Here is a 26,316-nt window from a genome sequence, read left to right on the forward strand (position 1 = left end):
ACTGGCACCAAACTCAAGTTCCGTAGCCGTTTATTTTTACATACGTTTATAAAAAAAAGAGACCAAGCTAATCTCTTAGTCTCTCACTATTTCTATTCCTAGCTTTTTAATGTTAATGAACGCTAAGTTGACGGAGAATATCATGCACATCTACATGAGATCTATGCTCAATAATTTTACCATCAGCAATACGTGGCAACATCATAAGAGAGAATTTAACGTTTTTTTCTGTTGCAGTAACTCCAGCAAATGGAATACCTGTATGTTTTCCTTCAAAAATAAAATAAACTGCAACAAGGTCGCCTTCAGCTACCATTGTTTGAATGGGCATTTTGAAATCGGGGAAAGCATCAAAGTTTTTCTTTTCTGATTCAATTAAACCCTCTACGCCTGGATACGGTGTATCTAATTGTGGATAGAATACGAAGTCTTTATGGCAAAAGTCTTTTAAGCTTGTTCAATCGTTTCAAAGTAACGACGTACTAATTCTTTATTGTTATCAATGGACATAATGAACACTCCCCTCCCTTAAAACTTCATATCATATGTTAGATTAAAATGAATATGATTCACCATTTTCAGGCACTAAAACATGAGAAGCAATTCCTTTTTCATTAATGAAGGATTTTAGTTCTTCTTTTGATAATCCCCAATGGTTTACAGCTTCCATATGGCTTACAATAATTTTTGCTTTTGGAGCAGCCTTATACGTTTCATAGATATCTTCTTTACCCATGATGAGAGAACCGCCTTCGTAGAATTGATTATCTCCGCCATTTACGACAATAATTTCTGGTTGATGTGTATTAATCTCTTCCTGAACGGCATCATACCATACTGTATCTCCGGCTACATATAATGTTTTCTCGCTTTGATGTTTGAACACAACGCCGCATACAAGACCTGCAAGTTTTAAAACTTCTCCTCTTCCGTGTTCGCCTTTTGTTTTAATCAGTTGAATGCCTTCAAAGACTGTATCTTTTGTTAAAACTTCGACATTTTTGAATCCGGCATTTCTTATTTCTGCTGCATCTTCTTCATTTTGAGAGAACAACTTGATATCTTTTGGTAATCTCTTTTTAGCAGCTTCATCCCAATGGTCATAATGTAAATGAGTAACAATTACAGCGTCAATATCTTTTATAATATTGTCAACAGATGTTGGCAATTCAACCAAAGGGTTATTTTGATCTTGTCTTGGCGCATTTGGGAATGGAGGATAAGCACCTTTCTCAGCTAACATAGGATCTATTAAAAACTTTTTGCCTGCATATTCGACAACAAGTGTGGCATTACGAATTTGTTGTATTTCCATGTGTAAACACTCCTTTTTTTGGTATGTGTATAGTTTACATACAGCCACTGAGTAAATACATGGAACAAATCAAGTCTTTCTGTCGATTGACTTGATTTTTGAAAGTATGTATTTTATTTTGTGTAAACTGTTAGTAAATCAGAGAATCGGATTAAAAAATAATTACTTCTTCAGGGGGCTTTTATAAACACGAAGAATCAAGGAAAGGAATAATTTACATGTTAGATCATACTGATATGAAAATTTTAGAAGAGTTATCAAAAAACAGCCGTATTTCAATGAAACAATTAGGAGAAAAAGTTCATTTGACTGGGCAAGCAACTGCTTCTAGAGTTGCCAAGTTAGAAGACAAAGGTGTTATTGAGGGATATACAATTAGAGTAAACCAACAAAAATTGGGATGTAACATACATGCCATGCTGAATATCTATACAAAAAACACATATCATACACCATTTCTTACATTTATAGAAACACAAGAGAAACATGTAATCAATAATTATAAAATTAGCGGAGATGGCTGTTATCTTCTTGAATGTAGATTTCCGAATAATGAAGTGCTAGATCAATTTTTAACGGAATTAAACAAGCATGTTAATTATAAATTGACAATTTTGATTAACAAATAAACGTAACTTTAAGGTGTTTGATATTTTAACGGACATGGCACCAAATACAAGTGATAACTTTGATGTAATTGCGATGAAGAAAATGTTAAAAAATAGAAAATTCCTATCTGGTTACACAAGTTTTAGGGGCTTTAACGATTAATCAAAAAAAATTGATTTATTTGGTTGCATTTATTTAAAAAATCTGAGTATAATAAATACATCAAAAAAAATTGATTAAAGAAGGCGATATAATGAATGAGACGAAATCAGAACTACTTCAGAAATATGAACAAAAATTTAAAGCTCTTGCTGATCAGAAACGATTAGAGATCATGTATGAACTTTGTCAAAGGGGAAAAACATGTGTTTGTGATCTGACTGAGATCTTTGAGGTGACACAATCTAAACTTTCTTATCATCTTAAAATTTTATTAGATGCCAACTTAATAACGAAAGAGACAAAGGGAACATGGAGCTATTATGATTTAAATGATGAGGAAGTAAATAGCTTATTATCAGAAGAGCTTTGTTGTGTATTTAGAAAAAAAGGTGAAGGAGATTGCTGCTAAAAAATTTTTAGTCATTAAATCAAATTTTTTTGATTAATATATAAGGGGGAATTAAAATGAAATATGTTCATGTAGGGGTTAACGTTGTCAGTTTGGAGAAATCGATCAATTTTTATGAAAAAGTTTTTGGAGTCAAGGCTGTGAAAGTAAAAACAGACTATGCAAAGTTTTTATTAGAGACTCCTGGACTGAACTTCACTTTAAATGTCACAGATGAGGTGAAGGGAAATCAAGTGAATCATTTTGGATTCCAAGCAGATAGTTTGGAAGAAGTTTTGAAACACAAGGAAAGGCTTGAAAAAGAGGGGTTTTTTGCACGTGAAGAAATGGATACGACTTGTTGTTATGCAGTCCAAGATAAATTTTGGATTACTGATCCAGATGGGAACGAGTGGGAATTTTTCTATACCAAATCGAACAGCGAGATTCAAAAACAAGATTTCTCCTCTTGTTGTGTAACACCATCAAGCGATAGTACAACGAATTCTTGCTGTTAATAAAAGGGTGAGGATAAAGTAATGAAACGTTTATCATTTTTAGACCGTTATTTAACCATCTGGATTTTTCTTGCGATGGTATTGGGGATAGGATTAGGTTTTATATTTCCGAGTTTTGTTGGTGGATTAAACAAATTACAAGTTGGAACTACATCTATCCCTTTAGCTATTGGATTAGTATTAATGATGTATCCACCACTAGCAAAGGTCCGCTATGAAGAAATTGGTCGGGTATTTAAAGATATTAAAGTGTTAATTTTGTCTTTAGTGCAAAACTGGATCATTGGTCCGACTCTCATGTTTATTTTGGCTATCATCTTTTTGCCAGATAAACCGGAGTATATGATTGGACTTATTATGATTGGATTGGCTCGCTGTATTGCGATGGTTATTGTTTGGAATGACTTATCAAAAGGTGATACAGAATACGCGGCAGGATTAGTTGCTTTTAACTCAATTTTCCAAATGCTTTTTTTCTCAGTTTATGCTTACATTTTTGTAACAGTTATTCCGCAATGGTTAGGAATGGAAGGAGCAGTAGTGAATATTACGATGGGAGAAGTCGCAAAATCAGTATTCATTTACCTTGGAGTTCCTTTTATTGCAGGAATGGTGACACGTTATATTTTTGTAAAAGTGAAGGGCAAAGAATGGTATGAAAAAGTGTTCATTCCTAAAATTAGCCCAATTACGTTAATTGCTTTGCTATTTACAATTATCGTCATGTTTTCCTTAAAAGGTGATGTAATTGTTAGCTTGCCGTTAGATGTTGTTCGAGTAGCGATTCCATTATTGATTTACTTTGTTTTAATGTTCTTTGTTTCCTTCTTTTTAGGAAAGAAAATCGGAGCAAACTACGCTGTAACCACTACTTTAGCTTTTACAGCAGGAAGCAATAACTTTGAATTAGCGATTGCTGTAGCTGTTGGTGTGTTTGGAATTCATTCAGGTGCAGCATTTGCTGCCGTAATTGGTCCGCTTGTAGAAGTGCCTGTCATGATTGCACTCGTTAAGGTTGCTTTATGGTTTCAACGAAAATACTTTCGAAGTCACTCGATGTAGAGGTGGAATATATGAAGAATAAAATTATTTACTTTTTATGTACAGGGAACTCTTGCCGAAGTCAAATGGCTGAGGGATGGGCTAAACAATATTTAGGTGATGAGTGGAAAGTATATAGCGCGGGATAGAGGCACATGGATTAAATCCGAATGCTGTTAAAACGATGAATGAAGTTGGTATAGATATCTTTAATCAATTTGGGTTCTGTTAAAATACGATGTTGATAATTCCATAGTATTAAGGGGAACCTATTATTTATGGATTCCCCTTTAGTTCAATAAGAAAAATAACTGTCGAGTGTTACCTTACAATGTATATTTTGGAGTGAAAAATTTTTTTAGCCATTCCAATGATAAACGATTTGCACAACGCCAGAGGAAAATGTTCTTGTATTCACCATTTTTAAATTTATCCTTTGTTTTACATCAATAAACAACGGTTTTCCTTCTCCCAAAACAACAGGGTGAATAGATAATCTAAATTCATCAACAAGCCCCCAATTTATAAAAGTTGTAATGAGACTCGCTCCACCATATAGCCAGATGTCTTTGCCAGGCTTTTTCTTCAATTTATTTACTTCCTCAAGAATATTATCATTTATAAATATGGCTTGATTATCAATCTCATTTTGTGTTCTGGAAAAAACATATTTCTTTTTACTATGAACCAATTTCCAAATTTCCTTTTCTGTATCAGAGTCTTCATTTTTTGGAATATATTGTCCCCATAAATCGTAGCTTTTTCTACCATATAAAATAGTATCAATTTGATTTAAGAAATCAGTAAACCCCATATCAGGGTCCATAATGCACCAATCAACTTCTCCATTTTTCCCTTCAATAAAACCATCTAAAGTAACTGCTAAATCTAAAATTATTCTTCTCTGTTTTAAGTTATTTGTCATAACTATTCATCCTTTTACATAAGAAGTTGATAGAAATTCTTCTCCCACTCTCGCACCAGATAGACTAAGTTGCGTTTATGGACAGAGTGAAGAACAATATCCTAAAATGAAAGTGCCCACTACTCTTCGCAGCTTGATTAGCAGGAACACTCTTTATCTTCACTTGGTTAAATGAAAGCTCTGCTCGATTAAGTTATAGATTTCGCCTTCTGGATCTGTCCGTTCTAAAACAATTGAAATCCAATGTTCCTTATCCATATGATATCCGGGTAAGATATTTTCCCCGTTTCTTAAGCTATCACTTATTTCAGGGGGACATTTTAGATTCAGAATATCTATTTCGCCATGACCATCCAAGCCTAATTTTTCTGGGAGAATATTCATGATAAGACCGTACCATTTTTTGTTCGATGTATGTCTCAAAGAAGCATAGTTTGGGTATTTCTCCCACGGGTAATCAGGCGATGTACCGTATTTTTCTTTGACGTGTTTAAAGATATCTTCTCTTGTTAACATACTCAATCACTCCTTTATTCACTCTAATTTCTTCTTGGAAAAGTCAAAGAGCGATCCTTGGTTGTCCTTTGGATGCTTCAATAGAGATGTCACCAATGGCAGAAGCTGTGTCAAAGCTTCCTCTCTCCACGGGTACTAGTCAACAGGGTTGTGGGTGAGTTGAAGGAAGTATGATATGTCTCATTGAGTTTATTGTTAGTGGGCATAGGGTCATCTTCTTTTCTCTTGTTTCTATTCCCTTTTACTTTACCACAAGCCTCTGTTGAAATACCTCATTAAGATAGTGAAATATATATAAGGTAATGGATGTCTTACCTAAGGCTGTTCTCCTAAAGAGTGCACTTTTGGAAGCGGTTATTGAATAGTATCGAAACGAGTTTACTAAATATTATCTCGATTGGCGGAGATTGATATGATCAATAAAATGACTCAATTGAATATGAAAGATTTCAATAAACCAAACGAACCTTTCGTTGTTATTGGGAGAATGATACCTGCTTTTGAAAACGGTGTTTGGACATATACTGAGGAACGATTTTCTAAACCTTATTTTAAACAATATGAAAATGATGAAATGGATGTTAGTTATGTTGAAGAAGAGGGGAAGGTTGTTTTTTTATATTATGTTGAAAACAACTGCATCGGCCGGATTAAGATTCGTTCTAACTGGAATGGGTATGCACTAATAGAGGACATTGCCGTTGCAAAAGACTATAGAAAAAAAGGTGTTGGAACAGCATTACTACATAAAGCGATTGAGTGGGCAAAGGAGAATCGCTTTTGTGGTCTTATGCTTGAAACACAAGATATTAATGTCTCAGCTTGTCATTTTTATGCCAAACATCATTTTATAATAGGTGCGGTTGATACGATGCTTTATTCCAACCTTCCAACAGCAAATGAAATTGCGATTTTTTGGTACTATAAATTTTAATTGATTATAAAATCTCAACAGTACCAGAGATAAAAAACTGACGAACGAAACGGGGTTTGTTTTTGGTTTCGTTTTTTGTATCAGAAGAGGTTTCTTAATAACCTCTTCTATTCTTTGATAAGAAATGTCTTTCCACAATAGGCATAAAAACGTGAAGGATCATTCCTCCCAAACAAACCGTTAAAAGGGTTCCGATGCCGATAGGGCCTTTAAAGATAATGGCTAATACCAAAAAAAGAGCGTATACCAATGTTCTTGAAAACAAGATAGTTCTTTTGGAGAGATCTCGGATAATAAGTGTCAAATGATCGATGGGCGTTGATGCAAACTTCGTCTGCAGATAGATGGCTGTTCCAAGACCGATGAGCACCAAACCAATTCCGAAATATATTAGTTTGCTTAACAACGCGTTTAGATAGAAGGTGTTTTTTACAACAAACAACCATAGGTCAATGCCTATTCCAGTAATGAATGCTGTAATTAAGCCCAGCAGAATAGGTTTTTTTCTCGTTAATATAGCGTTACAGATTAAGAGGATCACAGAAATAAGGACTTCCCAGCTTCCTACGGTAAGACCGACTTCTTTTGACAGACCAACCAAAAGGGCATCGAAGGGTGATGTGCCCAGTCCTGACTGTATGGTTAAGGAAATGCCCAAACTTAATATGAGTATGCCTAACCCATAATATGTATATTTCATGTTATATTCCGCGATATGTCTTTTGTCATCAAGACATGAGGGATGCCGTCCTCCATAAATTCCTGTGAAGAAGTCTGGTAGCCCAGTTTTTGATAAAAGCCTGCTGCTTGTGTTTGACCATGCAGCTTATATGCAGTCAGTCCTTTTTCTTTCATGATTTCCTCTAACCCGCTTACGATGATCTTCCCCAATCCGTACTTACGGTAAGGCTTTAGGATGCAGATTCTTTCCAGCTTTGCTGTATGGCCAACGATGCGCGCACGGCCTGTGCCAACAGGCTGATTCTCATGATATACCAAGATATGCTGGCATTGTTCCTGAAGCGTATCAAATTCATCGAACTCATCAGCTTCAGATACATGTTGCTCCTCAATGAAAACGGCTCTTCTAATCTTTAAAGCTTCATGTAAATCCGCTTCAGTTGTTATTCTTTTTATATTCATTAAATCAATCCTTTTCTGATATTAGTCTGGACTGTCCAGCATGCATGTGGTCTTATAATAGTAAGGTTAAAACAGTTTTGTTGTAATTGCAACAAAAATACGTGAGGGGTTTTAGAATGAATGATATTTTGCGTGAAATCGGCATGATAGCAAGAGCGTTGGATTCCATAAGCAATATCGAATTTAAAGATTTGGACTTAACAAGAGGGCAGTATCTCTATCTCGTACGTATACACGAAAATCCGGGAATTATTCAAGAGAAGCTGGCGGAAATGATAAAAGTGGACCGGACAACGGCCGCGCGGGCAATTAAGAAGCTGGAAATGCAGGGATTTATTCAAAAACTGCCAGATGAGCAAAATAAAAAAATAAAAAAACTGTTCCCGACTGAGAAAGGGAAAAAGGTGTATCCCTTGTTAAGAAGAGAAGGAGAACATTCCACGGAAGTCGCTTTGTCCGGTTTTACACACGAGGAAAAGGAAACCATTTCTGCACTCCTTCATAGAGTGAGGAAAAATGTAGAACGTGATTGGGAGTATGTGAAGAAGGGGAACAAAAGGGATTATTAATGTACAAAATGTATCTTTAAAAAAAAGCACTATTGATCTTCAATAGCGACAGAACCAAATATGAGTCCGGGAAGGGCAAATTTCCTGCTTCGAATCATTTCACAATCAAGTTACAAAAATGTGCGTAGTTACATATTGAATTGATTTGTATTACAGTAATGATAGCAAGAAATTTCCAAAGGGAGTGGTTTTGATGAACTTGAGACAACTATCAGAACATGTCTTTCAATGTGAATTTGAGCTTGATGTTCCCCTTCGTGTCCCGGTTCATACTTGGTTTATTAAAAATGGCGATGATGTTTATATTGTTGATACGGGGATAGAACGTTTTGCTGATGTTCAAATTAGGGCAGCGTTAGCGATCGGCAATCCAAAAGCCATTTTGCTTACCCATGGCCACAGTGATCATATCGGAGGTGCATCAAAATGGTTAGAGAGATTTGATATTCCGATTTATGCCCACCAGAAAGAACTTATATATATCAATGGAGAAGCGCCTTACCCGAACAAAAATGAAGTAGAGAATACAGGGGTAGCCCATATTGTTCAGCCGCTGACAGAGCAAACGCTTGCTCACTTGCCTCTGCAATATTATTTAACACCCGGACATTCTCCGGGGCATGTCGTGTATTATCATAAAATCGATCGTACTCTATTAACGGGTGATCTTTTTACCACAAGTAAGGAAGATTTACATCCCCCTATCAGAAGATTCAGTGTGGATATAAATGAGAACATTGATAGCGGTGCGATCATAGATGAAATCAAACCTACGCTCATATGCTCGTCACATGGTGAAGAAATTCTTTATAACGAAGAGTTGTATAAAAGCTATGTGATACGGTATAGGGACTAATGGCAGTAAAAAACATAATCTGAAAAATCTCCAGCATGTTGAATCCCTTGTTCCGATTTACTCACACCTGTTACTCAAAAAGAAAAAATGGCAGCTGCCTGCCGCAGAGGCTTTTGCGGAGGCTTGTTTTACATTCTATTCATGAGCAAAAGGAGTGAGTGTCAGGCTCACTCCTATTCTATTTAAACTGCGGCTGTGAGCTCTTTGGTTTAACAAATTTCATGAAAATCCCTCTGACTAATGGGCCCATAATCAGTAATTGCAATGGATAGGCCAGGATGAAATTTTTCAACACCATCATGAGATAAGTGCTGAAGAGGCTGTCTCCGTTCAGTCCATTTGCCAGAACCGCTGTCACTAAACCGAACATAGACATGCAAAGTACCATGCCAATCACCATACAAGTTGACATGGCAAGGATGACATATATTTTTTTAGTCTTGTCGAACGGCATGCTGAATGCAATCTTCTTGGCGAGGGGGCCCACTAACAGTAAATCTAACAGGAGAGCGACAATAAAACCGATGGCCATTTCAAAAATGGTCACCGGTGAAAAATCGTGGATGGCTCCGTTGATGATGGCATTGTAAATCGACATGACGCAGACCATTCCAAAGCACATCATCACGCCAAATATAAGGCCTTCTTTTTTATTTGCTGGCATACAATCATTCCTTCTCTTCATAATCGGTGATTAGTATACCAATGAACCGTTCATGCTCATAAGTGACAAATTTGTGAACAATCTATAGCGCAGAATCGTCTTGTTTTGTCATCAGCACATGCGGAATGCCATCCAGCATAAATTCTTCTGATACAGTCTGATAGCCGAGCTTTTCATAAAAGCCTGCCGCCTGTGTCTGGCCGTGCAATTTGAAGGCAGAAATGCCTTGTTCTTTCACAATACGTTCTAATGCATCGACGATTACTTTTCCCAGACCGAATTTGCGGTAGGGCTTCAGAATGCAGATTCGTTCCAGTTTTCCCGCGTGGTCAACGATACGGACGCGTGCAGTGCCAACGGGTACATCCTGATGATAAGCCAGAATGTGCCGGCAGTCACCGTGGAGTGTATCGAACTCATCGAATTCATCTGAAATGGGACAGCCTTGTTCCTCTACAAATACTGCCTTTCTGATTTCAAACGCTGTATGTAAATCCTGTTCTGACGTGATTTTTTTGACATTCATGCTTGTATCCTCCCTTACTCCGAAAAATGGCTGATGACATATTGTTTAAAGGTCTCAGCAACCGGTGATAAAAATCTGCCTTTTATCCAGGCAATTCCTATGACACGCTGACATTCGGGCCATCTGACGCGGATTTTGGTGATTTTGCTTTGGTCTAAGCCTTTCAGGTCTGGCAGAATAGAAATGCCCAGTCCGGCTGCCACAAAACCTGCGGCAGTAGCTGCTTCTTCTCCTTCAAACATAATGTTCGGCTGTATATCAGCCTTCTCAAACAGCTCATCGACCGTCATCCGAAGCGCATAGCCTTTTTTCAATAAAATAAAACGTTCCCCGGCAATCTCGGTCAGGGTAATGCTCTCATGATTGGCTAATGGATGATCATTTGGCACAAATAAAAAGAGCTCTTCACTCCACAGCTTGATCCATTGGATCGGATTTTCAGGCTTAATCGAAGCGAGCAGACAGAGGTCGAGATCACCGGATTTTAATCGTTCAAGCAGCCAATAAGAGTGGTTTTGCTTCAGCTGGAAGGCAATGTTGGGGTATTCCTGCTGAAAGGAGCCGATGAGATCGGGCACGAGCGTAGTGCCTAATGTATGCAAAAAACCGAGAGAGACTTCGCCTTGGTCTGGCTTTAATAAAGCTTGGATTTCTTCTTTTCCTTCGGTGTACTCCTTCATCATCGCCTGAACCCGTCGCAAAAAAATGTGTCCGTATTGATTTAAGCTAATGGATCGTCCTTGCCTGTCAAAAAGCGGGACGCCTAAATGATTCTCCAGCCTGGCGATAGAGCGTGAAAGCGCAGGCTGTGTGATGGAGAGGCTTTTTGCGGCTTTCGTCACGTGCTGCATCCGGGCCAGGGTTTGAAAATATTCAAGTTGCTCCCATTCCAATCATCATACCTCCTTTATTACATATAAGCATCAAAAGGATATTTTATATGCATTATACATCATATAACGACGGTGCTAAGATAAAAGTATAAACAGACTCGAGGATGTTTGAAATCGGAAGAATAAAGGATGGTTTTTTATGAATTGCAGTGCTCAACAACATGCGGAGGGGCAGATAAAATCCCGATGACATACATTCAAAAAGGCACACCGGTTTTTCGAAAAATTACGTTTGCTTTCTTCGCCGCGGGCTTCAATACATTTGCGATTCTTTATTGCGTACAGCCGCTCATGGAGGAATTCACGCGGGAATTTCATGTGACGCCTACTGCGGCGAGTCTCTCTTTATCCGTTACCACAATGCTGTTAGCGGTGAGCATGCTTGTCTTTGGCTCATTATCCGAGGTATGGGGGCGCAAGCCGATTATGGGTATTTCCATGCTGGCCGCATCGGTTCTCTGTCTGGCATCGGCCTTCAGTCCGAACTTTCATACGCTGCTCGTATTGCGAACCATTCAAGGCGTTGCGCTCGCAGGCCTTCCGTCAATTGCGATGGCTTATCTAGGAGAAGAAATTGAACCCGGAAGTCTTGGATCAGCGATGGGCCTGTATATTAGCGGAAATGCAATCGGCGCCGTTTTTGGAAGGATCGTTTCCGGGCTCCTGAGCGAGTACTTGAATTGGCATATGGCGATGGGATCAATAGGTGTCATTAGTTTGATTGCTAGTGTTATATTTTTTATAAATTTGCCTCCATCCAGGCATTTTACGCCAAGAAAATTGAAGCTCGGGAAATTGGGGATGTCTCTGATCGGCCACTTGAGGGACCGAAAACTATTCAGCTTGTTTCTCATTGGTTTTTTGCTTCTCGGAAGCAATGTTGCATTGTTTAATTACATTGTGTATGTGCTGTTGGGCCCGCCGTATTCGCTTAATAAAGCATTTGCCAGCTGGATCTTTATTGTGATGATTGTAGGCATTTTCAGCTCGTCTTTCATTGGAAGAATGGTTGATCGATATGGTTATCCAAAAATACTGATGATGAATATTTTCATCGTCATTGCAGGTGCGTTATTTACGATAAACAATATGCTGGCAGTGAAAATTCTAGGAATTGCCCTCTTTACATTCGGTTTTTTCGGCGGGCATTCAGTTGCCAGCAGCTGGGTAGGCAGGAGAGCCCTTCACAACAAAGCACAGGCTTCATCGCTGTATTTATTCTTTTATTACGCCGGTTCAAGTGTTTGCGGAACAGTCGGGGGGCTATTCTGGTCTGCTTTTCACTGGCTGGGCGTCGTCGGTATGATCACCTTCATGCTGCTGGTTGCGTTATGGCTGTCGGGATACTTGGCAAGAAGTGCGAAAGTGCCGGATAAAAGGAACGAAAAAGGATTCAATTGATGACAGCAAAAAAGGACCGCAGGCGGGTCCTTTTTTTATTTCCAATGGGCAGGGATTCTTAAAGACGGCGGCAGCTTTGTGTTCGAATCGCCGTTAGCGGCGTTCACCTGTGCCTGTGTCAGAAAGATGCTCCCGGTCAGGTCGGCGCCGCTGAAATCAGCGTCTCTCACATCTGCACCGATAAAGTCTGTCATTCTCAAATCAGCCTTTCCCAGATCGGCGGCTATGAGCAGTGCCCCTCTTAGGTTTGCTCCTCGCAAATCAAGCCCTTTTAGTTTTGCGCCGATCAGGACACTTCCCCGGCTGACTTTTTTCGGGAGGTTTGGATTGCGGGCTTGGGCACGCACCAGCTCACTCGTTTTTAACAGCCATTCATTGACCTCAGCTCGATGCTCGTCCACCTGAAGTGTCAGCAAGCGTTCTTTGCTGAGTCTGGTGAGACTTTCTATTTTTTCAAAATGGGTTCTCAGTTCAGGGTGAATCGGCTTGGCTATATCTATCGAAAGAGCTTCATGTAAATACCAGAGCATTTCATGCAGCTGCTGCATGATAGGAAAAACGTCAAACATCTCGTTGGCTGTTTCCGGGCTGGTTCGCCAATCCTTTCCCTCATAAGTGATTTGGGATACTTTCTGGCCGGCGCCAAAGCATTCATATGCAGAGCAGCCTCGAAATCCTTTTTCTCTGAGATTTTTATGTATCGAACATTGATAGTTTGATTGTAAGTTGCGGCAAGGCGTGCCCCCGTCTTTGTCAAAAGCAAAATCTGCCGACTTCGCATAAGGCAAGGCGACACAGCACAGGCCAAAACAATGCTGGCAATCCGCGCTTAAATTATGATGTATATTGTCATGTAACGTTACTTCCGCAGACAAAATTGTCCACCCCTTCACTTGGGTACTTTGTTAAATATATCTATTTGATTATATAGGAAATAGGGATCCTTTTCATTTTGTTTTTACGGTTTCAGCGTGTCAAGCATTGTATCATATATCCAATCATGATGATTGGGGGAATTCATTTGGAACAGCAATTGAAAGACATCATCTCTGCGTGTGATTTGGCAATCCAAAATGAAGATTTGCTACTCGGAAGATGCCGTTTTAGTTGTGAAGCCTGGTGTGATCGCGCGAGGCAAAGAAGAAATCAAAAAAGCGTTTATCACGATTGCGAACTATTTTAATCATCATATTATGCCAAAACAAGGGGAAATGATCATGCTGGAAGCAGGTGACACTGTACTCGTCCTTTCTCAGACACTGCTTGATTCGGATAAAAAGGACTCCGAGTAGACGATGGAAAGAAGGGCGACCTATGTATTTAAGAAGAATGCGCAAGGCGAGTGGCTTTGCGTAATCGTCATTCATATGGTACGGATTTAATTGGTCTTTAGCTTACAGACGTGTCCAAGTCAGATACTGCTTGAAAAAGAACCCGAACCAATAATCGATGTAAAACATATTGTAAAGTAATGGACTGAAAAGACATATCAAGGACTGAATAAGATTGAATCATCGACCAGCAGTAAACCAGGTTCAAGTCAACAACATTAGCGTGATTTCAATTGATACCTCCTCAGGAATATTTATCGGAACCAATTATGCGCATAATTGGTCTTCGCATCGGAAAAACAATTACGGACTCGGATCAATGACCAACTCCCAGGTGTCTCACAATTTTAGCTATGTGACGGATAATGATGAGGTAGATACGCCGATTCATCATGAAAACAGGATTTCATTTGAAGGGAACTCGGGAGAAAACCAGAATGATATTGATGTTGGAGAAATTAATATTAATGTTCTGGATACATGTGCCGCCATTTCAGTTGGCGAAAACGAACTTACCGGCTGGAGTTCACATAGTAAACGAACGTCCGGTCAGGGAAGGTTATTAGGCACTATTCAAAACACTCAAAACTCGTCATTCGTGATAGATAACGACGAAAATGACTGTCAAATAAATGATTACTTTTAAGAGGCTGCCTTGGTTTGAAAAGGAGGAGGATTTGTTTGGCTATCGGTTTTACACTCGGTGCAATCAATGTGAATTCCCAGCAGACAAATACAGCCATCGCGATTGGAGAAAATCAGTTACCCGGATGGGCTGCGCATCGTAAAGTAAATAACGGAATCGGCTTCTTCGCAGGAAATGTCTTGAACCAGGGGAATGTTTCAACGGTTATTGACCCTGATGGCATAGACGGTGTCATGAATAACCAAAATATATCGCCAAGTGTACAAAATCAAACGCTTTAATGGTGAATATTTTTCTTTTAGCATACCTCCATAAAAAGCACATAAGCATAGTTATAGATTTTAAAGATGTATGGTTATGTGCAGGGGGTTTTTATTTATGCCAAAATCTCATTTTTATCCCCATGTGAAAGAAATGATGGGAAAGGATTTCGCTGAGCTGCTGCGCGAAATTGCTCCCTTTGTCGAACCGAGAGCCGATCTCATAAAAACAAACCGCAGATTGACGATAACCATTGATGCAGCTGGTGCAAGTGCAGAGGATATGTCAATCAGCCAAAAGAATCGCACACTCATCATTGAAGGAAAGATTAACCCCCAGCCGATGGAAGAGGAACAAGAGTGGATCGTCAGAGAACGGTTTTACGGCCCTTTCAAACGGGAGATCGCCATTCCTGAAGAGTACGATCTGCATCAGATTCATGCGAAATTTGAAAGCGGAATATTAACGGTTACCGTTCCGTACCGGACTAATGAAAAAGGAGAAGAGCGATGACCTCTATCAAATACGGTTCTTTGCGGGTTAACCATCTGAGAAATTCTTCTGGCCTCTTTGTCGGAACAAATGTCCAAAAAGGCAGAAAAAGTGAAACCTTTATCAATGAAGGTTTTGGCGCCGTAAAGGGGAAACATAATAAAATCAAAGGAAATGCGGGAGCTGTGGAGAAAAGTTCTTAAAAGGGATGGCGTATATGAGCATAGATGAGATCCTAAAAAAGCTTGAAGAATTAGCCCAAAAAGTCCATACGCTTGAACAATCCTCCCAGGAGAAACGCAACCCTTCTGTTTTTGTGAAGATGGATGTACAGGAATTGAATGTAGAGAAGCTGCATTTAGACGATTTAGCGTTTCATCTCGATCACCTGGATGTACAGGAGCTAAGCGGGATGCTGAATCTTGGCAACGTATTCTCTCCTCATGTTCACCCGAAATCAAAATCGCAGTCTCGACTAAAGAAAGCAAAAACAGATGATATTGAGGTCAAAATAGACGGAAAACCAGTGCCGTATACCATCAATCAGGGAAAGGATGTTTAACGTGAAACGGTTTTCTCCCTCTTTTTTTATTGGCTCCATTTCCATTGGTACGGTTGAAGGCGCATCATGTGTAAACCTCGGAAACAACCTCCCCAGCGGTTTTGTGAATTATAAAAAACAAAACCAAGGATTCGGCTCCATTTCAGGAGACCATAATGATATACACGATATTTTAGCGACAATAGAGGAAAACGGCACACAGGATGCTTTTCATTATGAAGGGGTTCTTCAAGGAAAAAACGAACAGGCGCTCGAACAGATAGAGCAGGAAATGCTGGCTTCGGGACTTGATATAGAGGAACAGGACGAGGAGAAGATCAATGGGGACGGGCCGGATTCTTTGATGTAATGGGAGAGCTGCGAAGTGGCAGCTCTCTTTTTCATGTTCTATAGTTTAATCCGTTTCACTTCCCCTAGTACAAACACATAAAAAACCAAGCCCAGCAGCAGCACAAAACCGGCTACCAGAAAGCTGAGCGTAAAGGAGCCTGTCACATCAAACAAATACCCTGTCAGTGATGCAGCGATAATGCCTCCAAACAGGTTGTTTGCGAGGTTCACCATAGAGCTCAGCATCGATACGGAACCGATCGGCGCGAGCTCAGCGGAGATGGACCAGCCAACCGGAGCGGTAGCAGAAATTCCAGCGAGCCCGATGGAAATACAAATAATCGCTACGGTAATATTGTTCGTCAGAATGGAGCCTAAAAAGAAAAAGCCAAAGCTCATCCCGACGATGATCACGGTTCGGTACACCTTGGTGTTAGGATAGCCTTTCTTAATAAAATAATCGACGAGCCAGCCGCCGACAGCGATTCCGGAAATGGTTGAGATCAGCCACGGCACGGCTGTAAATAAACCGGACGACATGAGATCCATCCCGTATGTATGTTTAAAGAAAGTCGGAAGCCAGGTGAGCAGCAGATTAAATGTATACCCGTACCCTGTAAATCCGATCATTAAGCCCCATACTTTGCGGTTGGTGAAAAGCTTTTTTAAAAGCGGACCCGTTTTGTAAGGGATTTGCTCTGTTGTAATGGTGTTGTGTTTTTGAATATAGTTGAGTTCACTTTTGGAAATGCGTTTGTGCCGTTCAGGCTGTTCATAATACTGCCAGAAAAAGATTGTAAACAGCACATTGATGCATCCAATCGTCAAAAAGGCGACGCGCCAGTCAAACGTTGTGACAAGAAAGGCGACCAATGGCGCTCCGATGACGTTTGAAAACTTGGCGGCTGAATCGAACAGTGAATTTGCCAATCCCCGCTCACTTGGAGGAAACCATAGAGCGGTTGCCTTAGAGGCAGCAGGGAACGCAGAGGCGCTCGTCAGCCCAATGAGAAACCGGAACAGATACAGCAGCAATTTTCCCTGTAAAAAAGCAAGAAGGATCGTTAAAATGCTCCATATTGTCATTCCAACCCTTGTGACCCATGCCACCCCAAACCGGTCCAGCAAACTTCCGACAGGCAGCTGCATCAGTGTATAGGAATAGGTGTAAATGGAAAATACGATGCCGAGTTCAGTTGCAGTAAGGTGAAACGAATCTTGTATCGCAGGGGCCGCTACCGAAATGGCCACTCGGTCAAAATAATTAAGAATAATAATGCCGCTAAGTAACGAAGATATGTACCATCTGGTATGCCCAGGCCGTTTCACACGCTCTTGACTCATGATGAAAACCTCCTCTTTCATAGCATGATCTCCTGATGGAAAAACCATTCAAATTTTAAATACCACAGCGTGCTTTTATGTAAACGGAAGGAATTTGACTGGAACAGATGGGTGCTTTAGAATGAAAGTAATAAAAATGAACACTCCAAAGGGGAGTAGCTTTCACAGTAAAGTCGTCATTACGGGACAAGATGTCCTCGGCTTTGCTGGCAATCTAATTGTTAGCGAGACCTTTGCCAAATCTGATTTGGTGAAGGTCTTTTTGTTTCAGAACTTCACCAAATCAAATTGGTGGAGTTTTTTTCATTTTTATCAAAAAGGGAGAGGAGCGTCAGGATGTCTACGTTGAAAAAGCGGCTGAAGCGTGAATTGGTGAGGAAAGGGCTGCCGTTAGCGAAAGAGAAATTGATTCCGATCTTAAAAGAAACAGTGAAGAAGAAACGATGAGGAGGCTGACAATGAAGATTATTTTGACAGTACTTGCCGGAGTGGGTCTTTTGAGTGCAGGCGGATGCGGCATGCTTGATCAGGTAAATGACGGATTGAACTATACGAGTGAAGCAGCGGGTTATGTGGAGAAGGTGAAGACATTTGCAGAGGAAGCACCTGAATTGGCTGAGAAAGCTGTAAATGACACCGAAGCGAAAGAAAAACTTGAAGCAAAGCTTGAGTCGATTCAGAAGGCTGCCGCTGATTTTAATGAGTTAACACCGCCTGATGCCGCTGCGGAGATTCATCAAACCATTCAGGAGCATAACGAAACCTTGCAGAAAAGCGCTGAAGAGGTGTTGAAACAAGTCGAGGAAGGCAAGGTATCGCTTGAAGAGTTGGAGCAGTCAGACCTGGTCCAAAACGCAAAGCAAATCACTGATATGATGGGACAGATTGAAAAGCTGGGTGAATAATAAAAAGCATCCCAATATGGGATGCTTTTTATTATTCAGCCATTGCATCTGTTAAGACAGGAACGACTTGTTTTTTACGGGAAACAACGCCTTTTAAGAGAGCCGTGTTGTTTTCTAATGTCACGTTGAACGCTTTTTCCACTTTCGCTGCTTCGTTACCGATTGCAAGAGCAAGTGAATCATTTTCTAAGATATCTGTGATAACGAGAAGGAACAGGTCAAGATTCTTCTCAGCCACAACTTTTGAGATCACAGCTTCTAATTCAGCTTGGCGTTTTTTTACATCTTCAATGTCCACTGTGTTTACTTGTGCGATTTCGACTTTTTTGCTGCCGAGTGTAAATTCTTTCGCATCAAGAGAAATGAGCTCTTCCACTGTTTTCTTGCTTAGATCAGCGCCTGCTTTCAACATGTTCAAGCCGTATTCTTCAGCATCTACGCCAGCGATCTCTGCAAGCTCTTTTGCTGCCGCTACGTCTTGATCCGTGCAAGTTGGAGATTTAAATAACAGGGAATCAGAAATGATCGCAGACAGCATCAGGCCGGCAATTTCTTTCTCGATTTTCACGTTATTCTCTTTGTACATTTTGTTTAAGATGGTAGCCGTACAGCCTACAGGCTCAGCACGATAGTAAAGCGGCTCAGCTGTTTCAAAGTTAGCGATGCGGTGATGGTCGATAACCTCTAAAACCTGAACATCTTCAATGTCTTTGATGCTTTGCTGGCGTTCGTTATGGTCAACCAGGATAACGCCGTTTACTTCGTTTGCAGCTGTTTCAACAAGGCGCGGGCTTTCTTGTTTGAAATAGTCAAGCGCGTATTGTGTTTCGCCGTTGACTTGTCCGAGGCGGACAGGCTCAGCATTGAAGCCGAGTTTGTTTTTTAAATCAGCATAAGCAATCGCAGAACAAATCGTATCTGTGTCTGGGTTTTGGTGTCCGAAAATAAGTATCTTTTCCATGATAGCTCCTATCCTTTTTTAAGTAGTGTAATCTTTATATAGTTTAACACGTCTAGCTGCAGGTGTAATCATGCAAACCCTTAAAAATTGATGTGAATAAGAAGCATTTTCTTTGAGCTGAGGAGAAAAGCTGTGTAAAATACTGGGTAGCTTAGTTGCAAAATGTAATGTAGTATCAAAAAAGGTACTATTGGAGGGTCAAGAATGAGTGAAAAAAAGAATATATACCCGAACAAAGAAGGCTGTCCAGTTGAATTTACTCTTGATGTCATTGGCGGAAAGTGGAAAGGAATTCTTTTTTATCACATGATAGATGGCAAGAAACGGTTTAATGAGTTTCGGCGAATCTGCCCGAGTATTACTCAAAGAATGCTTACTCTCCAGCTGAGGGAGCTGGAAGCGGACGGCATCGTGCATCGTGAGGTTTATCAACAGGTGCCGCCAAAGGTTGAGTATTCTCTGACGGAATTCGGGCGAACGCTTGAACCGATTGTTTTGCAAATGAAAGAATGGGGAGAATCCAACAGAGACGTGCTGGAATCTTATCGTTCGAACGGCTTGCTGAAGGATCAGCAAAAATAGCAGCAAAGGGAACTCCTTTGCTGCTTATTTTATTTCATTGAAAGGGCTCTGTTGGCGTTTCTGACATCATTTTTCAACAGTTCAGAAAGGTTGTAAGACGGATAGTATCCATGCTGATACATGTATCGATAAACCTGGCCGTGCAGCTGGATGGCAGCATTCAGCTGTTTGACCAGTACGTTTCTTAATTGAGGTGTTGCTGTTTCTGTAATGGCGATGGCATAGTTGCGGACAGATGTTTTGGTAAAACCGAGCAGGTCACCGCTGTAAAATGGGTTATCTGCGCGTTCTTCTTCTTCATCCTCTCTATGCGGAGCCTGCGGAAAGAACGGAAGAAGCTCTCTTACATTTTGCTCAACGGCCTGAATAGACGTGTTATAAAGCTGTCTGAGCTGAGGGTCTTTTACTTCTCTTACCATTTTCTTCAGTTTAATGAGTCCGTTTGATTGAAAAGCAACCAGCTCGTGCATTTCTAAGGTTTCATGCCAAGCCAATGTTCTGCGTTCATCCATGTGAAAATTCTCCTTTATCAATCAGATTCCATATCAGCATATGCCCAAAGCTCAATGTTGTTCATGATGTTTTGAAGTTTTTAAAAAGGGAAATTCACCTTATATAGGCTACGGGTTGAGAACATGCACAAAGAGGTGAAATACAATGTGGGACATGATAAAGAACTTTTTCTTGTTTAGCAGCGGCGTTCTGCAAGCAACAACTCTTTTACTGGTGATCTTAATTTTTATGTATGTCAGAAAAACGAAAAAGAAAAACAAGGAATCTTCTGGCTTTATGGATGATAAACATTAATGGTGATGGGCATTCTTTTCCAAGAATGTCTTTTGCTTTTTCATGTTTCACATGAAACATTAGCGTCATTTTACTTGCGATTTGGACTTATGTTAAAATATAAAAGTAAAATTTAGAGATGATATAAAAACATTCGGTGCAAAACGTTTGCAGCGATGAAAAAAGAGCAGTCGTTTATGCTGCTCTTTTCTATTCGTATGTTCAGGATGATACGAGGTGACTAAGTGAAACAAACGAGAGCATTAATGGAAGGTGCTATTTTAATCAGTCTGTTTGCGATCATCACGCTTTTGGTCGTTTATGTTCCTGTGATTGGAACAATTCTGTTATTTGCACTGCCGCTGCCAATGATCCTGTATACGATCAGACATGGATTGAAGCTAGGGATATGGATGGGCGCTGTCAGTCTTCCGGTTGTTTTTATTGTCGGGTCCTTTAACGGACTTATTGTAGCTTTTATGTCAGCTTGCGCCGGCATTGCCATGGGACATTTTTTCAAAAGGAAAGAGCCCGGGCACGCCATTATTTCGGGCGCGCTTATTTATATGATTAGTATTGTCTTCTATTTTGTGATAAGCATTCAGTTTTTGGGTATCAATATCATTGATGAGGCGATGACACAATACCGGCAATCTCTTGATATTGTAGAAACTGTAGTGAAGCAGTCGGGCAATGCTGAACAGTTTGAGAAGCAATTAAAACTGATGGAAGAACAATTGGGTATCGTTCAATATCTTTTTCCAACAGCTATTGTGATGGTAGGAGCTATTTTTTCTTTCCTCAGTTACCTTATCGCTAAGCCGCTCTTAAGGCGATTCTCCCCCGATATTCCTAATCTAAAGCCTTTTAGAGAGTTGAAGTTTCCGCAAAGTGTTGTAGTGCTGTATTTGATCATTGTCATGCTTTCATTTTTGCCTTTAGAAAAAGGCCAAATGCTGTACTCTATCGCTTTAAATGGGGAGTTTATACTCGGGTTTCTGATTTTCATCCAAGGTTTATCATTTATCTTTTTCTATTGCCATAAGAAACAATATCCAAAGGCTGCGGCTGTGATTGCTGTCGTACTAGGGTTTGTGCATCCGGTATTTATGGCAGTCATTCGCATTTTAGGCGTCTTAGATATAGGCTTTCATATAAGGAATAAGGTGAAGTGAACATGAGTTTTACTCACATGGTGGGGAGTGATAGAAATGCCAAGCTTTTATGAAAAACCGCTGTTTCGGTATCCCATCTATGCATTGATTGCTCTGTCAATCATTACAATCCTCATCAGCTTTTATTTTAACTGGATATTAGGAGCCGTCGAAGTGCTGCTGCTGGCAGTTATTTTGTTTTTTATTAAACGTGCTGATTCTCTTATTCGAAAAGAGATAGATGCTTATATTTCAACGTTATCCTACAGGTTGAAAAAAGTCGGTGAAGAGGCATTGATGGAAATGCCGATCGGAATCATGCTTTTTAATGACCAATATTATATAGAATGGGCAAATCCGTTTCTTTCCTCTTGCTTTAATGAAAGCACTTTAGTGGGGAGATCACTTTACGATACTTGTGAATCGGTGGTACCGCTGATCAAACAAGAGGTGGAATCGGAAACGGTTTCATTGAATGACCGCAAGTTTAGGGTTGTCATCAAACGGGATGAGCGTCTCTTATACTTCTTTGATGTTACAGAACAAATCCAGATTGAAAAGCTATATGAAAACGAAAGAACCGTGCTGGCCTATATTTTCCTTGATAACTATGATGATGTGACACAAGGATTGGATGACCAGACGAGAAGCACGATGAACAGCCAGGTAACATCTCTGCTGAACGCTTGGGCGCAGGAGTACGGGATCTTCTTGAAACGAACATCTTCAGAACGCTTTATCGCTGTGCTTAATGAACACATCTTAACTGAACTCGAAAATTCGAAGTTCTCGATTCTTGATGAAGTGCGGGAAAAAACCTCATTTGATGGTGTAGCGCTGACGTTAAGCGTCGGTGTCGGGGCTTCAGTCTCTTCCTTGAAAGAACTTGGCGATTTGGCGCAATCCAGCTTGGATTTAGCACTGGGACGCGGCGGAGACCAGGTAGCCATTAAGCTGCCAAACGGCAAGGTGAAGTTTTACGGCGGTAAAACAAACCCAATGGAGAAACGAACAAGGGTGCGGGCCCGCGTCATTTCTCATGCCTTAAAGGAAATTGTCTCTGAAAGCAGCAATGTGATTATCATGGGGCATAAATTCCCCGACATGGATTCTATCGGCGCAGCGATCGGGATTTTAAAGGTGGCACAGGCAAATAACAAAGATGGCTTTATTGTGATTGACCCAAATCAAATCGGATCAAGTGTGCAGCGTTTGATTGAGGAAATCAAAAAGTATGAAGAGCTGTGGTCAAGATTTATTACACCTGAAGAAGCGATGGAAATTTCTAATGATGACACGCTTCTTGTGATCGTTGATACACATAAGCCGTCGCTTGTTATGGAGGAGCGGCTGGTCAATAAAATTGAACATATCGTGGTCATCGACCATCACCGCAGGGGTGAGGAGTTTATCAGAGACCCGCTGCTCGTTTATATGGAACCGTACGCTTCTTCCACAGCAGAATTGGTGACAGAGCTGCTTGAATATCAGCCGAAGCGCTTAAAAATCAATATGATTGAAGCAACAGCCCTATTAGCTGGTATAATAGTGGATACAAAGAGCTTTTCTCTCCGCACGGGCTCGCGGACTTTTGATGCGGCTTCTTATTTAAGGGCAAAAGGCGCCGATACGGTGCTGGTGCAGAAGTTCCTGAAAGAAACCGTTGATTCCTATATTAAACGGGCGAAGCTGATCCAGCATACGGTCCTCTATAAAGATAACATTGCGATTGCTTCTCTTCCTGAAAATGAAGAGGAATACTTCGATCAAGTCCTGATTGCGCAGGCTGCTGATTCGCTGCTGTCGATGAGTGAGGTTGAGGCTTCATTTGCGGTAGCGAGACGGGATGAACAAACGGTTTGTATCAGTGCGCGGTCGCTTGGCGAGGTAAATGTGCAGATCATCATGGAGGCGCTGGAAGGCGGAGGGCATTTAACAAATGCGGCGACGCAGTTGTCCGGCATTTCAGTTTCTGAAGCGCTGGAACGGCTGAAGCACGCCATAGATGAGTATTTTGAGGGGGGCGTACAGAGATGAAGGTTATTTTCTTACAAGATGTAAAAGGAAAAGGAAAAAAAGGCGAAGTCAAAAACGTAGCAGACGGTTATGCGCATAACTTTCTCATTAAAAAAGGCCTCGCGGTTGAAGCGAACGCGTCAAACATCAGCGCGCTAAACGGGCAAAAGCAGAAAGAGAAAAAAGAAGCCATTGCCGAGCTTGAGCAAGCTAAGAGCTTGAAAGAGACATTAGAAAAACTGACTGTTGAGCTTAGCGCAAAATCAGGTGAAGGCGGCCGTTTATTTGGTTCAGTGACAAGCAAGCAAATCACTGAACAGCTGCAAAAAGACCATAACATTAAAGTAGATAAGCGGAAGCTTGAACTGCCAGACGGCATTCGAGCATTAGGATATACAAACGTGCCTGTGAAGCTGCATCCTGAAGTGCAGGCTGTGTTAAAGGTACATGTAAAAGAAGAAGCTTAATAGAAAAGAGGCTTGGATTCATCCATGCCTCTTTTTTTATTCCACGAGATAAAGAGTTTGCTGGCTTTCTCCGCCAGGTCCTCCTCTCATTCCCTGCACGCTGTTTGTGCTGCTGGAGGAACTGTTGTACTCGTTAGATGAAGTTTCTTTTCCGTTTTTCTTAATCCAGGAAACAAGTTCGCTGTTGCCTGAGTTGTTTTCTGGCAGAAGGAAGTATTTCACTTTGCCTTCTTTGATTAGTTTTCTCAGTTCGTACACAGTCAGAATGGGATCCGTACCGTTAAATCCGCCCATTGCCATAACAGACTCATTTTCGTAAATGATGTATGGCGCAGCTGTTACGGTTGTCAAAGTAGCAAATAAATATTCTTCGCCGGTATTGTGTTTTCTCAGATAGGACAGGAGCCCGCTGTCGACCTCTGAAGAGAACATGTTTCCGCCGTTTGCCGAGCTTTTGAGCTGCGGGCCGGATTCAGGAAGGACGCTGTTGCCTCCGTATAGAAGCGGAGTTGCTGACCAGTAAACAGGTGTGAGAAGCAGAATGCACAAGCTGATGATGGACAGCTGCTTACTGAACGGATGGCTGTGTTTAAGCATCAGAATTGCAAGGGTGATGCCCAGTCCTAAGAGCCCCAGGACATACATCCATACACTGCCGATTTGGCTTGTATAAGCGCTCAGGATATACACCTGGAACGCGGCTGTGATCAGAACGGCTGCCGGCAGAAGATAGCTGGACCAGTCTTTATTTTTTTTGTATAAGCGGTACATCGAATGCCAGCCGATGCCAGAAAGCGCGGCAATCGGCGGTGCCAGCATAATCAAGTAATACTGGTGGAAGAATCCCGCGATGCTGAAGAAACCAGCCACAGGAACGAGCCATGCCGTCCAGAATAGCGTTTCTTTCATTTCAGCACCCTGTCCGCGGCGATCACGATGCCAGCTGACGATTCCGCCTAGCAATCCGATCAATGCGAATGGAAGCATCCAGCTGATTTGACCGGAAAGTGCCGATTGGAAGAGACGGAGCGGTCCAGCATCACCGGTGCCGAACATATTCATGCTTTTTCCGCCGCCACCGCCGTGCCCTCCATTTCCAGGTCCGTTTCCGCCGATTGGCGGTGTGCCTCCGCCTCCATTGGGAGTGCCGGTTTGTCCGTTAGGCGGCTGTGGTTGGATGTTGTTTTGACCGCCAGGAGCGTTCATATCACCCCTTGCAAGACCTGTCGTTTGTCCAAGCAGACGCTCGGTGCCGTTGTAGCCAAAGGCCAGTTCTAACACGGAGTTGGTCTGGCTGCTTCCGACATAAGGCCGGCTGGAGGGTGAGGTCGAATCCACTGCAACCGCCCATGAGAGGGAGAGGCCTGTGAGAAGGACAAGGGACAGAAGCAGAGACCTGATTTTTTTCTTCAGAGCAACCCGGGAAGCAATCCGGTAGAATATCACAAATGCAGGCAATACCATAAACGCTTGCATCATCTTCATATTAAAGGCGAGCCCAATCAGGGCAAATGCCGTCAGCAGCCAAACCAGCTTGCCTTGTTTTACTGCCCGAAACAGGCAAGCTGAACCGAGCAATAAGGTAAAAACAAGCATGCTGTCGATATTGTTTGTCCGGCTGACAGCTACTGCGATTGGGGTCAGTGCCATGACAAATGCGGCAATGCGGGCCGCTCCAATTCCAAAAGTCGGCTTGATCATTTTGTAGAGCAGGAACACAGATCCAACTCCGGCAAGAGCCTGGGGAATGATGACACTCCACATGTGAACGCCAAAAATCAATGCGAAAATGGTTTGAATCCATAACACGACAGGAGGCTTATCCACTGTCACAAATCCAGAAGGGTCAAATGACGCATAAAAGAAATTGTGGAAGCTTTGCGTCATGCTTTTTACAGCCGCCAAATAGTACTGGTTCGCTGTGTCCTCCTGCCAAATGTGATACGTATTCAAAAAAGCTGCTGCCAGCAAAATAAGAATAAAGGCTGCGTCGAATCGTTTGGTTTTCATCGTTTTTCC

At 41.2% G+C, this 26,316-nt stretch carries 32 protein-coding genes and 5 pseudogenes; 23 read left to right on the top strand and 14 right to left on the bottom strand.

The genetic code is table 11. From position 1 onward, the window contains the following. Positions 1 to 112: 112 nt before the first annotated feature. Positions 113 to 391, bottom strand: a pseudogene (locus tag BLL41_RS17555) (ester cyclase); the annotation flags it as partial. 162 nt (positions 392 to 553) lie between these two features. Then, positions 554 to 1,315: an MBL fold metallo-hydrolase gene (locus BLL41_RS17560; RefSeq protein ID WP_071578835.1), complete on the bottom strand. Its 762-nt coding sequence runs from the start codon at positions 1,313 to 1,315 to the stop codon at positions 554 to 556. A gap of 218 nt (positions 1,316 to 1,533) precedes the next feature. On the opposite strand from BLL41_RS17560, the gene BLL41_RS17565 reads away from it, so the two are divergent. The 5 genes and pseudogenes from BLL41_RS17565 to BLL41_RS17585 all read left to right on the top strand — a co-directional run. After that, positions 1,534 to 1,944 carry an Lrp/AsnC family transcriptional regulator gene (locus BLL41_RS17565; protein WP_071578836.1) on the top strand — a complete coding sequence of 137 codons (411 nt, stop codon included), beginning with the start codon at positions 1,534 to 1,536 and terminating at the stop codon, positions 1,942 to 1,944. 233 nt (positions 1,945 to 2,177) lie between these two features. Next, the gene (gene arsR / locus BLL41_RS17570) at positions 2,178 to 2,495 is read left to right on the top strand and encodes an arsenical resistance operon transcriptional regulator ArsR (protein ID WP_071578837.1); all 318 of its coding nucleotides are present in this window, start codon (positions 2,178 to 2,180) and stop codon (positions 2,493 to 2,495) included. Positions 2,496 to 2,551: 56 nt separating this feature from the next. Next, positions 2,552 to 2,992: an ArsI/CadI family heavy metal resistance metalloenzyme gene (locus BLL41_RS17575; protein WP_071578838.1), complete on the top strand. Its 441-nt coding sequence runs from the start codon at positions 2,552 to 2,554 to the stop codon at positions 2,990 to 2,992. 21 nt (positions 2,993 to 3,013) lie between these two features. Further along, positions 3,014 to 4,054, top strand: a complete 1,041-nt coding sequence (gene acr3, locus BLL41_RS17580) for an arsenite efflux transporter Acr3 (protein ID WP_071578839.1) — start codon at positions 3,014 to 3,016, stop codon at positions 4,052 to 4,054. An 11-nt stretch (positions 4,055 to 4,065) separates the two neighbouring features. Then, a pseudogene (locus tag BLL41_RS17585) lies at positions 4,066 to 4,250 on the top strand (arsenate reductase/protein-tyrosine-phosphatase family protein); the annotation flags it as partial. A 141-nt stretch (positions 4,251 to 4,391) separates the two neighbouring features. Here BLL41_RS17585 and BLL41_RS17590 read toward each other — a convergent pair. Together BLL41_RS17590 and BLL41_RS17595 are read right to left on the bottom strand one after the other, a co-directional pair. After that, on the bottom strand, positions 4,392 to 4,958 hold the full coding sequence (locus tag BLL41_RS17590) for a dihydrofolate reductase family protein (protein ID WP_071578840.1): 567 nt from the start codon (positions 4,956 to 4,958) through the stop codon (positions 4,392 to 4,394). A 159-nt stretch (positions 4,959 to 5,117) separates the two neighbouring features. Continuing rightward, complete coding sequence (locus tag BLL41_RS17595; RefSeq protein ID WP_046161080.1) at positions 5,118 to 5,474, bottom strand: MmcQ/YjbR family DNA-binding protein; 357 nt, start codon at positions 5,472 to 5,474, stop codon at positions 5,118 to 5,120. Positions 5,475 to 5,886: 412 nt separating this feature from the next. Here BLL41_RS17595 and satA point away from each other — a divergent pair, with 412 nt between their 5' ends. Then, positions 5,887 to 6,408 carry a streptothricin N-acetyltransferase SatA gene (satA, locus tag BLL41_RS17600; protein ID WP_071578841.1) on the top strand — a complete coding sequence of 174 codons (522 nt, stop codon included), beginning with the start codon at positions 5,887 to 5,889 and terminating at the stop codon, positions 6,406 to 6,408. 94 nt (positions 6,409 to 6,502) lie between these two features. Here the strand turns inward: satA and BLL41_RS17605 are convergent, their stop codons facing one another. Then, the gene (locus BLL41_RS17605; protein WP_071578842.1) at positions 6,503 to 7,108 is read right to left on the bottom strand and encodes a YczE/YyaS/YitT family protein; all 606 of its coding nucleotides are present in this window, start codon (positions 7,106 to 7,108) and stop codon (positions 6,503 to 6,505) included. Continuing rightward, positions 7,105 to 7,551, bottom strand: coding sequence for a GNAT family N-acetyltransferase (locus BLL41_RS17610; protein ID WP_071578843.1), 447 nt, complete (start codon positions 7,549 to 7,551; stop codon positions 7,105 to 7,107). Before BLL41_RS17610 ends, BLL41_RS17605 begins: the two co-directional genes overlap by 4 nt. Before the next feature lie 116 nt (positions 7,552 to 7,667). Here BLL41_RS17610 and BLL41_RS17615 point away from each other — a divergent pair, with 116 nt between their 5' ends. The 3 genes and pseudogenes from BLL41_RS17615 to BLL41_RS23150 form a co-directional block, all read left to right on the top strand. Beyond that, positions 7,668 to 8,120: a MarR family transcriptional regulator gene (locus BLL41_RS17615; protein ID WP_071578844.1), complete on the top strand. Its 453-nt coding sequence runs from the start codon at positions 7,668 to 7,670 to the stop codon at positions 8,118 to 8,120. 193 nt (positions 8,121 to 8,313) lie between these two features. Then, positions 8,314 to 8,976, top strand: a complete 663-nt coding sequence (locus BLL41_RS17620; RefSeq protein ID WP_071578845.1) for an MBL fold metallo-hydrolase — start codon at positions 8,314 to 8,316, stop codon at positions 8,974 to 8,976. 19 nt (positions 8,977 to 8,995) lie between these two features. After that, positions 8,996 to 9,134, top strand: a pseudogene (locus BLL41_RS23150) (LysR family transcriptional regulator); the annotation flags it as partial. Positions 9,135 to 9,158: 24 nt separating this feature from the next. Here the strand turns inward: BLL41_RS23150 and BLL41_RS17625 are convergent. The 3 genes and pseudogenes from BLL41_RS17625 to BLL41_RS17635 all read right to left on the bottom strand — a co-directional run bounded on the left by BLL41_RS17625 (position 9,159) and on the right by BLL41_RS17635 (position 11,059). Further along, a pseudogene (locus BLL41_RS17625) lies at positions 9,159 to 9,640 on the bottom strand (DUF2798 domain-containing protein). Positions 9,641 to 9,722: 82 nt separating this feature from the next. Then, a complete protein-coding gene (locus BLL41_RS17630; RefSeq protein ID WP_071578847.1) occupies positions 9,723 to 10,166 on the bottom strand; it encodes a GNAT family N-acetyltransferase in 444 nt (147 codons plus the stop codon). A 14-nt stretch (positions 10,167 to 10,180) separates the two neighbouring features. After that, positions 10,181 to 11,059 carry a LysR family transcriptional regulator gene (locus BLL41_RS17635; protein ID WP_071578848.1) on the bottom strand — a complete coding sequence of 293 codons (879 nt, stop codon included), beginning with the start codon at positions 11,057 to 11,059 and terminating at the stop codon, positions 10,181 to 10,183. Positions 11,060 to 11,245: 186 nt separating this feature from the next. On the opposite strand from BLL41_RS17635, the gene BLL41_RS17640 reads away from it, so the two are divergent. Beyond that, a complete protein-coding gene (locus BLL41_RS17640; protein WP_071578877.1) occupies positions 11,246 to 12,460 on the top strand; it encodes an MFS transporter in 1,215 nt (404 codons plus the stop codon). A gap of 35 nt (positions 12,461 to 12,495) precedes the next feature. Here the strand turns inward: BLL41_RS17640 and BLL41_RS17645 are convergent, their stop codons facing one another. After that, positions 12,496 to 13,335: a pentapeptide repeat-containing protein gene (locus BLL41_RS17645; protein ID WP_071578849.1), complete on the bottom strand. Its 840-nt coding sequence runs from the start codon at positions 13,333 to 13,335 to the stop codon at positions 12,496 to 12,498. Between the two features lie 146 nt (positions 13,336 to 13,481). On the opposite strand from BLL41_RS17645, the pseudogene BLL41_RS17650 reads away from it, so the two are divergent. From BLL41_RS17650 to BLL41_RS17680, 7 genes and pseudogenes are all read left to right on the top strand, one after another. Then, positions 13,482 to 13,853: pseudogene (locus BLL41_RS17650) on the top strand (YybH family protein). Between the two features lie 113 nt (positions 13,854 to 13,966). Beyond that, positions 13,967 to 14,437, top strand: coding sequence for a hypothetical protein (locus tag BLL41_RS17655; protein WP_071578850.1), 471 nt, complete (start codon positions 13,967 to 13,969; stop codon positions 14,435 to 14,437). A gap of 35 nt (positions 14,438 to 14,472) precedes the next feature. Next, positions 14,473 to 14,718, top strand: coding sequence for a hypothetical protein (locus BLL41_RS17660; protein ID WP_014666114.1), 246 nt, complete (start codon positions 14,473 to 14,475; stop codon positions 14,716 to 14,718). A gap of 97 nt (positions 14,719 to 14,815) precedes the next feature. Continuing rightward, positions 14,816 to 15,211: an Hsp20/alpha crystallin family protein gene (locus BLL41_RS17665; protein ID WP_071578851.1), complete on the top strand. Its 396-nt coding sequence runs from the start codon at positions 14,816 to 14,818 to the stop codon at positions 15,209 to 15,211. Next, the gene (locus BLL41_RS17670; protein ID WP_071578852.1) at positions 15,208 to 15,393 is read left to right on the top strand and encodes a hypothetical protein; all 186 of its coding nucleotides are present in this window, start codon (positions 15,208 to 15,210) and stop codon (positions 15,391 to 15,393) included. The genes BLL41_RS17665 and BLL41_RS17670 overlap by 4 nt, the downstream gene beginning before the upstream one ends. Positions 15,394 to 15,407: 14 nt before the next feature. Then, complete coding sequence (locus tag BLL41_RS17675) at positions 15,408 to 15,752, top strand: hypothetical protein (RefSeq protein ID WP_071578853.1); 345 nt, start codon at positions 15,408 to 15,410, stop codon at positions 15,750 to 15,752. 1 nt (position 15,753) lies between these two features. Further along, positions 15,754 to 16,101, top strand: coding sequence for a hypothetical protein (locus BLL41_RS17680; protein ID WP_256252460.1), 348 nt, complete (start codon positions 15,754 to 15,756; stop codon positions 16,099 to 16,101). A 38-nt stretch (positions 16,102 to 16,139) separates the two neighbouring features. Here the strand turns inward: BLL41_RS17680 and BLL41_RS17685 are convergent, their stop codons facing one another. Further along, positions 16,140 to 17,447 (bottom strand): MFS transporter, encoded by a 1,308-nt coding sequence (locus BLL41_RS17685; protein ID WP_071578854.1) that lies wholly within the window; start codon positions 17,445 to 17,447, stop codon positions 16,140 to 16,142. 437 nt (positions 17,448 to 17,884) lie between these two features. On the opposite strand from BLL41_RS17685, the gene BLL41_RS17695 reads away from it, so the two are divergent. Then, the gene (locus BLL41_RS17695) at positions 17,885 to 18,331 is read left to right on the top strand and encodes a DUF6376 family protein (protein ID WP_071578856.1); all 447 of its coding nucleotides are present in this window, start codon (positions 17,885 to 17,887) and stop codon (positions 18,329 to 18,331) included. Between the two features lie 31 nt (positions 18,332 to 18,362). Here the strand turns inward: BLL41_RS17695 and BLL41_RS17700 are convergent, their stop codons facing one another. Further along, positions 18,363 to 19,292 carry a manganese-dependent inorganic pyrophosphatase gene (locus BLL41_RS17700; RefSeq protein ID WP_019716355.1) on the bottom strand — a complete coding sequence of 310 codons (930 nt, stop codon included), beginning with the start codon at positions 19,290 to 19,292 and terminating at the stop codon, positions 18,363 to 18,365. Positions 19,293 to 19,496: 204 nt separating this feature from the next. On the opposite strand from BLL41_RS17700, the gene hypR reads away from it, so the two are divergent. Beyond that, positions 19,497 to 19,874: a transcriptional regulator HypR gene (gene hypR, locus BLL41_RS17705; protein WP_071578857.1), complete on the top strand. Its 378-nt coding sequence runs from the start codon at positions 19,497 to 19,499 to the stop codon at positions 19,872 to 19,874. A 29-nt stretch (positions 19,875 to 19,903) separates the two neighbouring features. Here the strand turns inward: hypR and cotF are convergent, their stop codons facing one another. Further along, positions 19,904 to 20,386 carry a spore coat protein CotF gene (gene cotF, locus BLL41_RS17710; RefSeq protein ID WP_071578858.1) on the bottom strand — a complete coding sequence of 161 codons (483 nt, stop codon included), beginning with the start codon at positions 20,384 to 20,386 and terminating at the stop codon, positions 19,904 to 19,906. Positions 20,387 to 20,531: 145 nt separating this feature from the next. On the opposite strand from cotF, the gene BLL41_RS17715 reads away from it, so the two are divergent. From BLL41_RS17715 to rplI, 4 genes are all read left to right on the top strand, one after another. Next, positions 20,532 to 20,681, top strand: coding sequence for a hypothetical protein (locus BLL41_RS17715; RefSeq protein ID WP_003226909.1), 150 nt, complete (start codon positions 20,532 to 20,534; stop codon positions 20,679 to 20,681). A 224-nt stretch (positions 20,682 to 20,905) separates the two neighbouring features. Continuing rightward, the gene (locus tag BLL41_RS17720) at positions 20,906 to 21,835 is read left to right on the top strand and encodes a YybS family protein (protein ID WP_071578859.1); all 930 of its coding nucleotides are present in this window, start codon (positions 20,906 to 20,908) and stop codon (positions 21,833 to 21,835) included. Positions 21,836 to 21,871: 36 nt separating this feature from the next. Then, complete coding sequence (gdpP, locus tag BLL41_RS17725) at positions 21,872 to 23,851, top strand: cyclic-di-AMP phosphodiesterase GdpP (RefSeq protein WP_040081167.1); 1,980 nt, start codon at positions 21,872 to 21,874, stop codon at positions 23,849 to 23,851. After that, positions 23,848 to 24,297 carry a 50S ribosomal protein L9 gene (gene rplI, locus BLL41_RS17730; protein WP_003226915.1) on the top strand — a complete coding sequence of 150 codons (450 nt, stop codon included), beginning with the start codon at positions 23,848 to 23,850 and terminating at the stop codon, positions 24,295 to 24,297. The genes gdpP and rplI overlap by 4 nt, the downstream gene beginning before the upstream one ends. A gap of 36 nt (positions 24,298 to 24,333) precedes the next feature. Here the strand turns inward: rplI and BLL41_RS17735 are convergent, their stop codons facing one another. Beyond that, entirely contained in the window at positions 24,334 to 26,307 is a 1,974-nt protein-coding gene (locus BLL41_RS17735) for an ArnT family glycosyltransferase (RefSeq protein ID WP_071578860.1), read from the bottom strand. Between the last annotated feature and the right edge of the window lie 9 nt (positions 26,308 to 26,316).

Source organism: Bacillus sp. FMQ74 (genome assembly GCF_001875785.1).
Classification (GTDB): domain Bacteria; phylum Bacillota; class Bacilli; order Bacillales; family Bacillaceae; genus Bacillus; species Bacillus stercoris.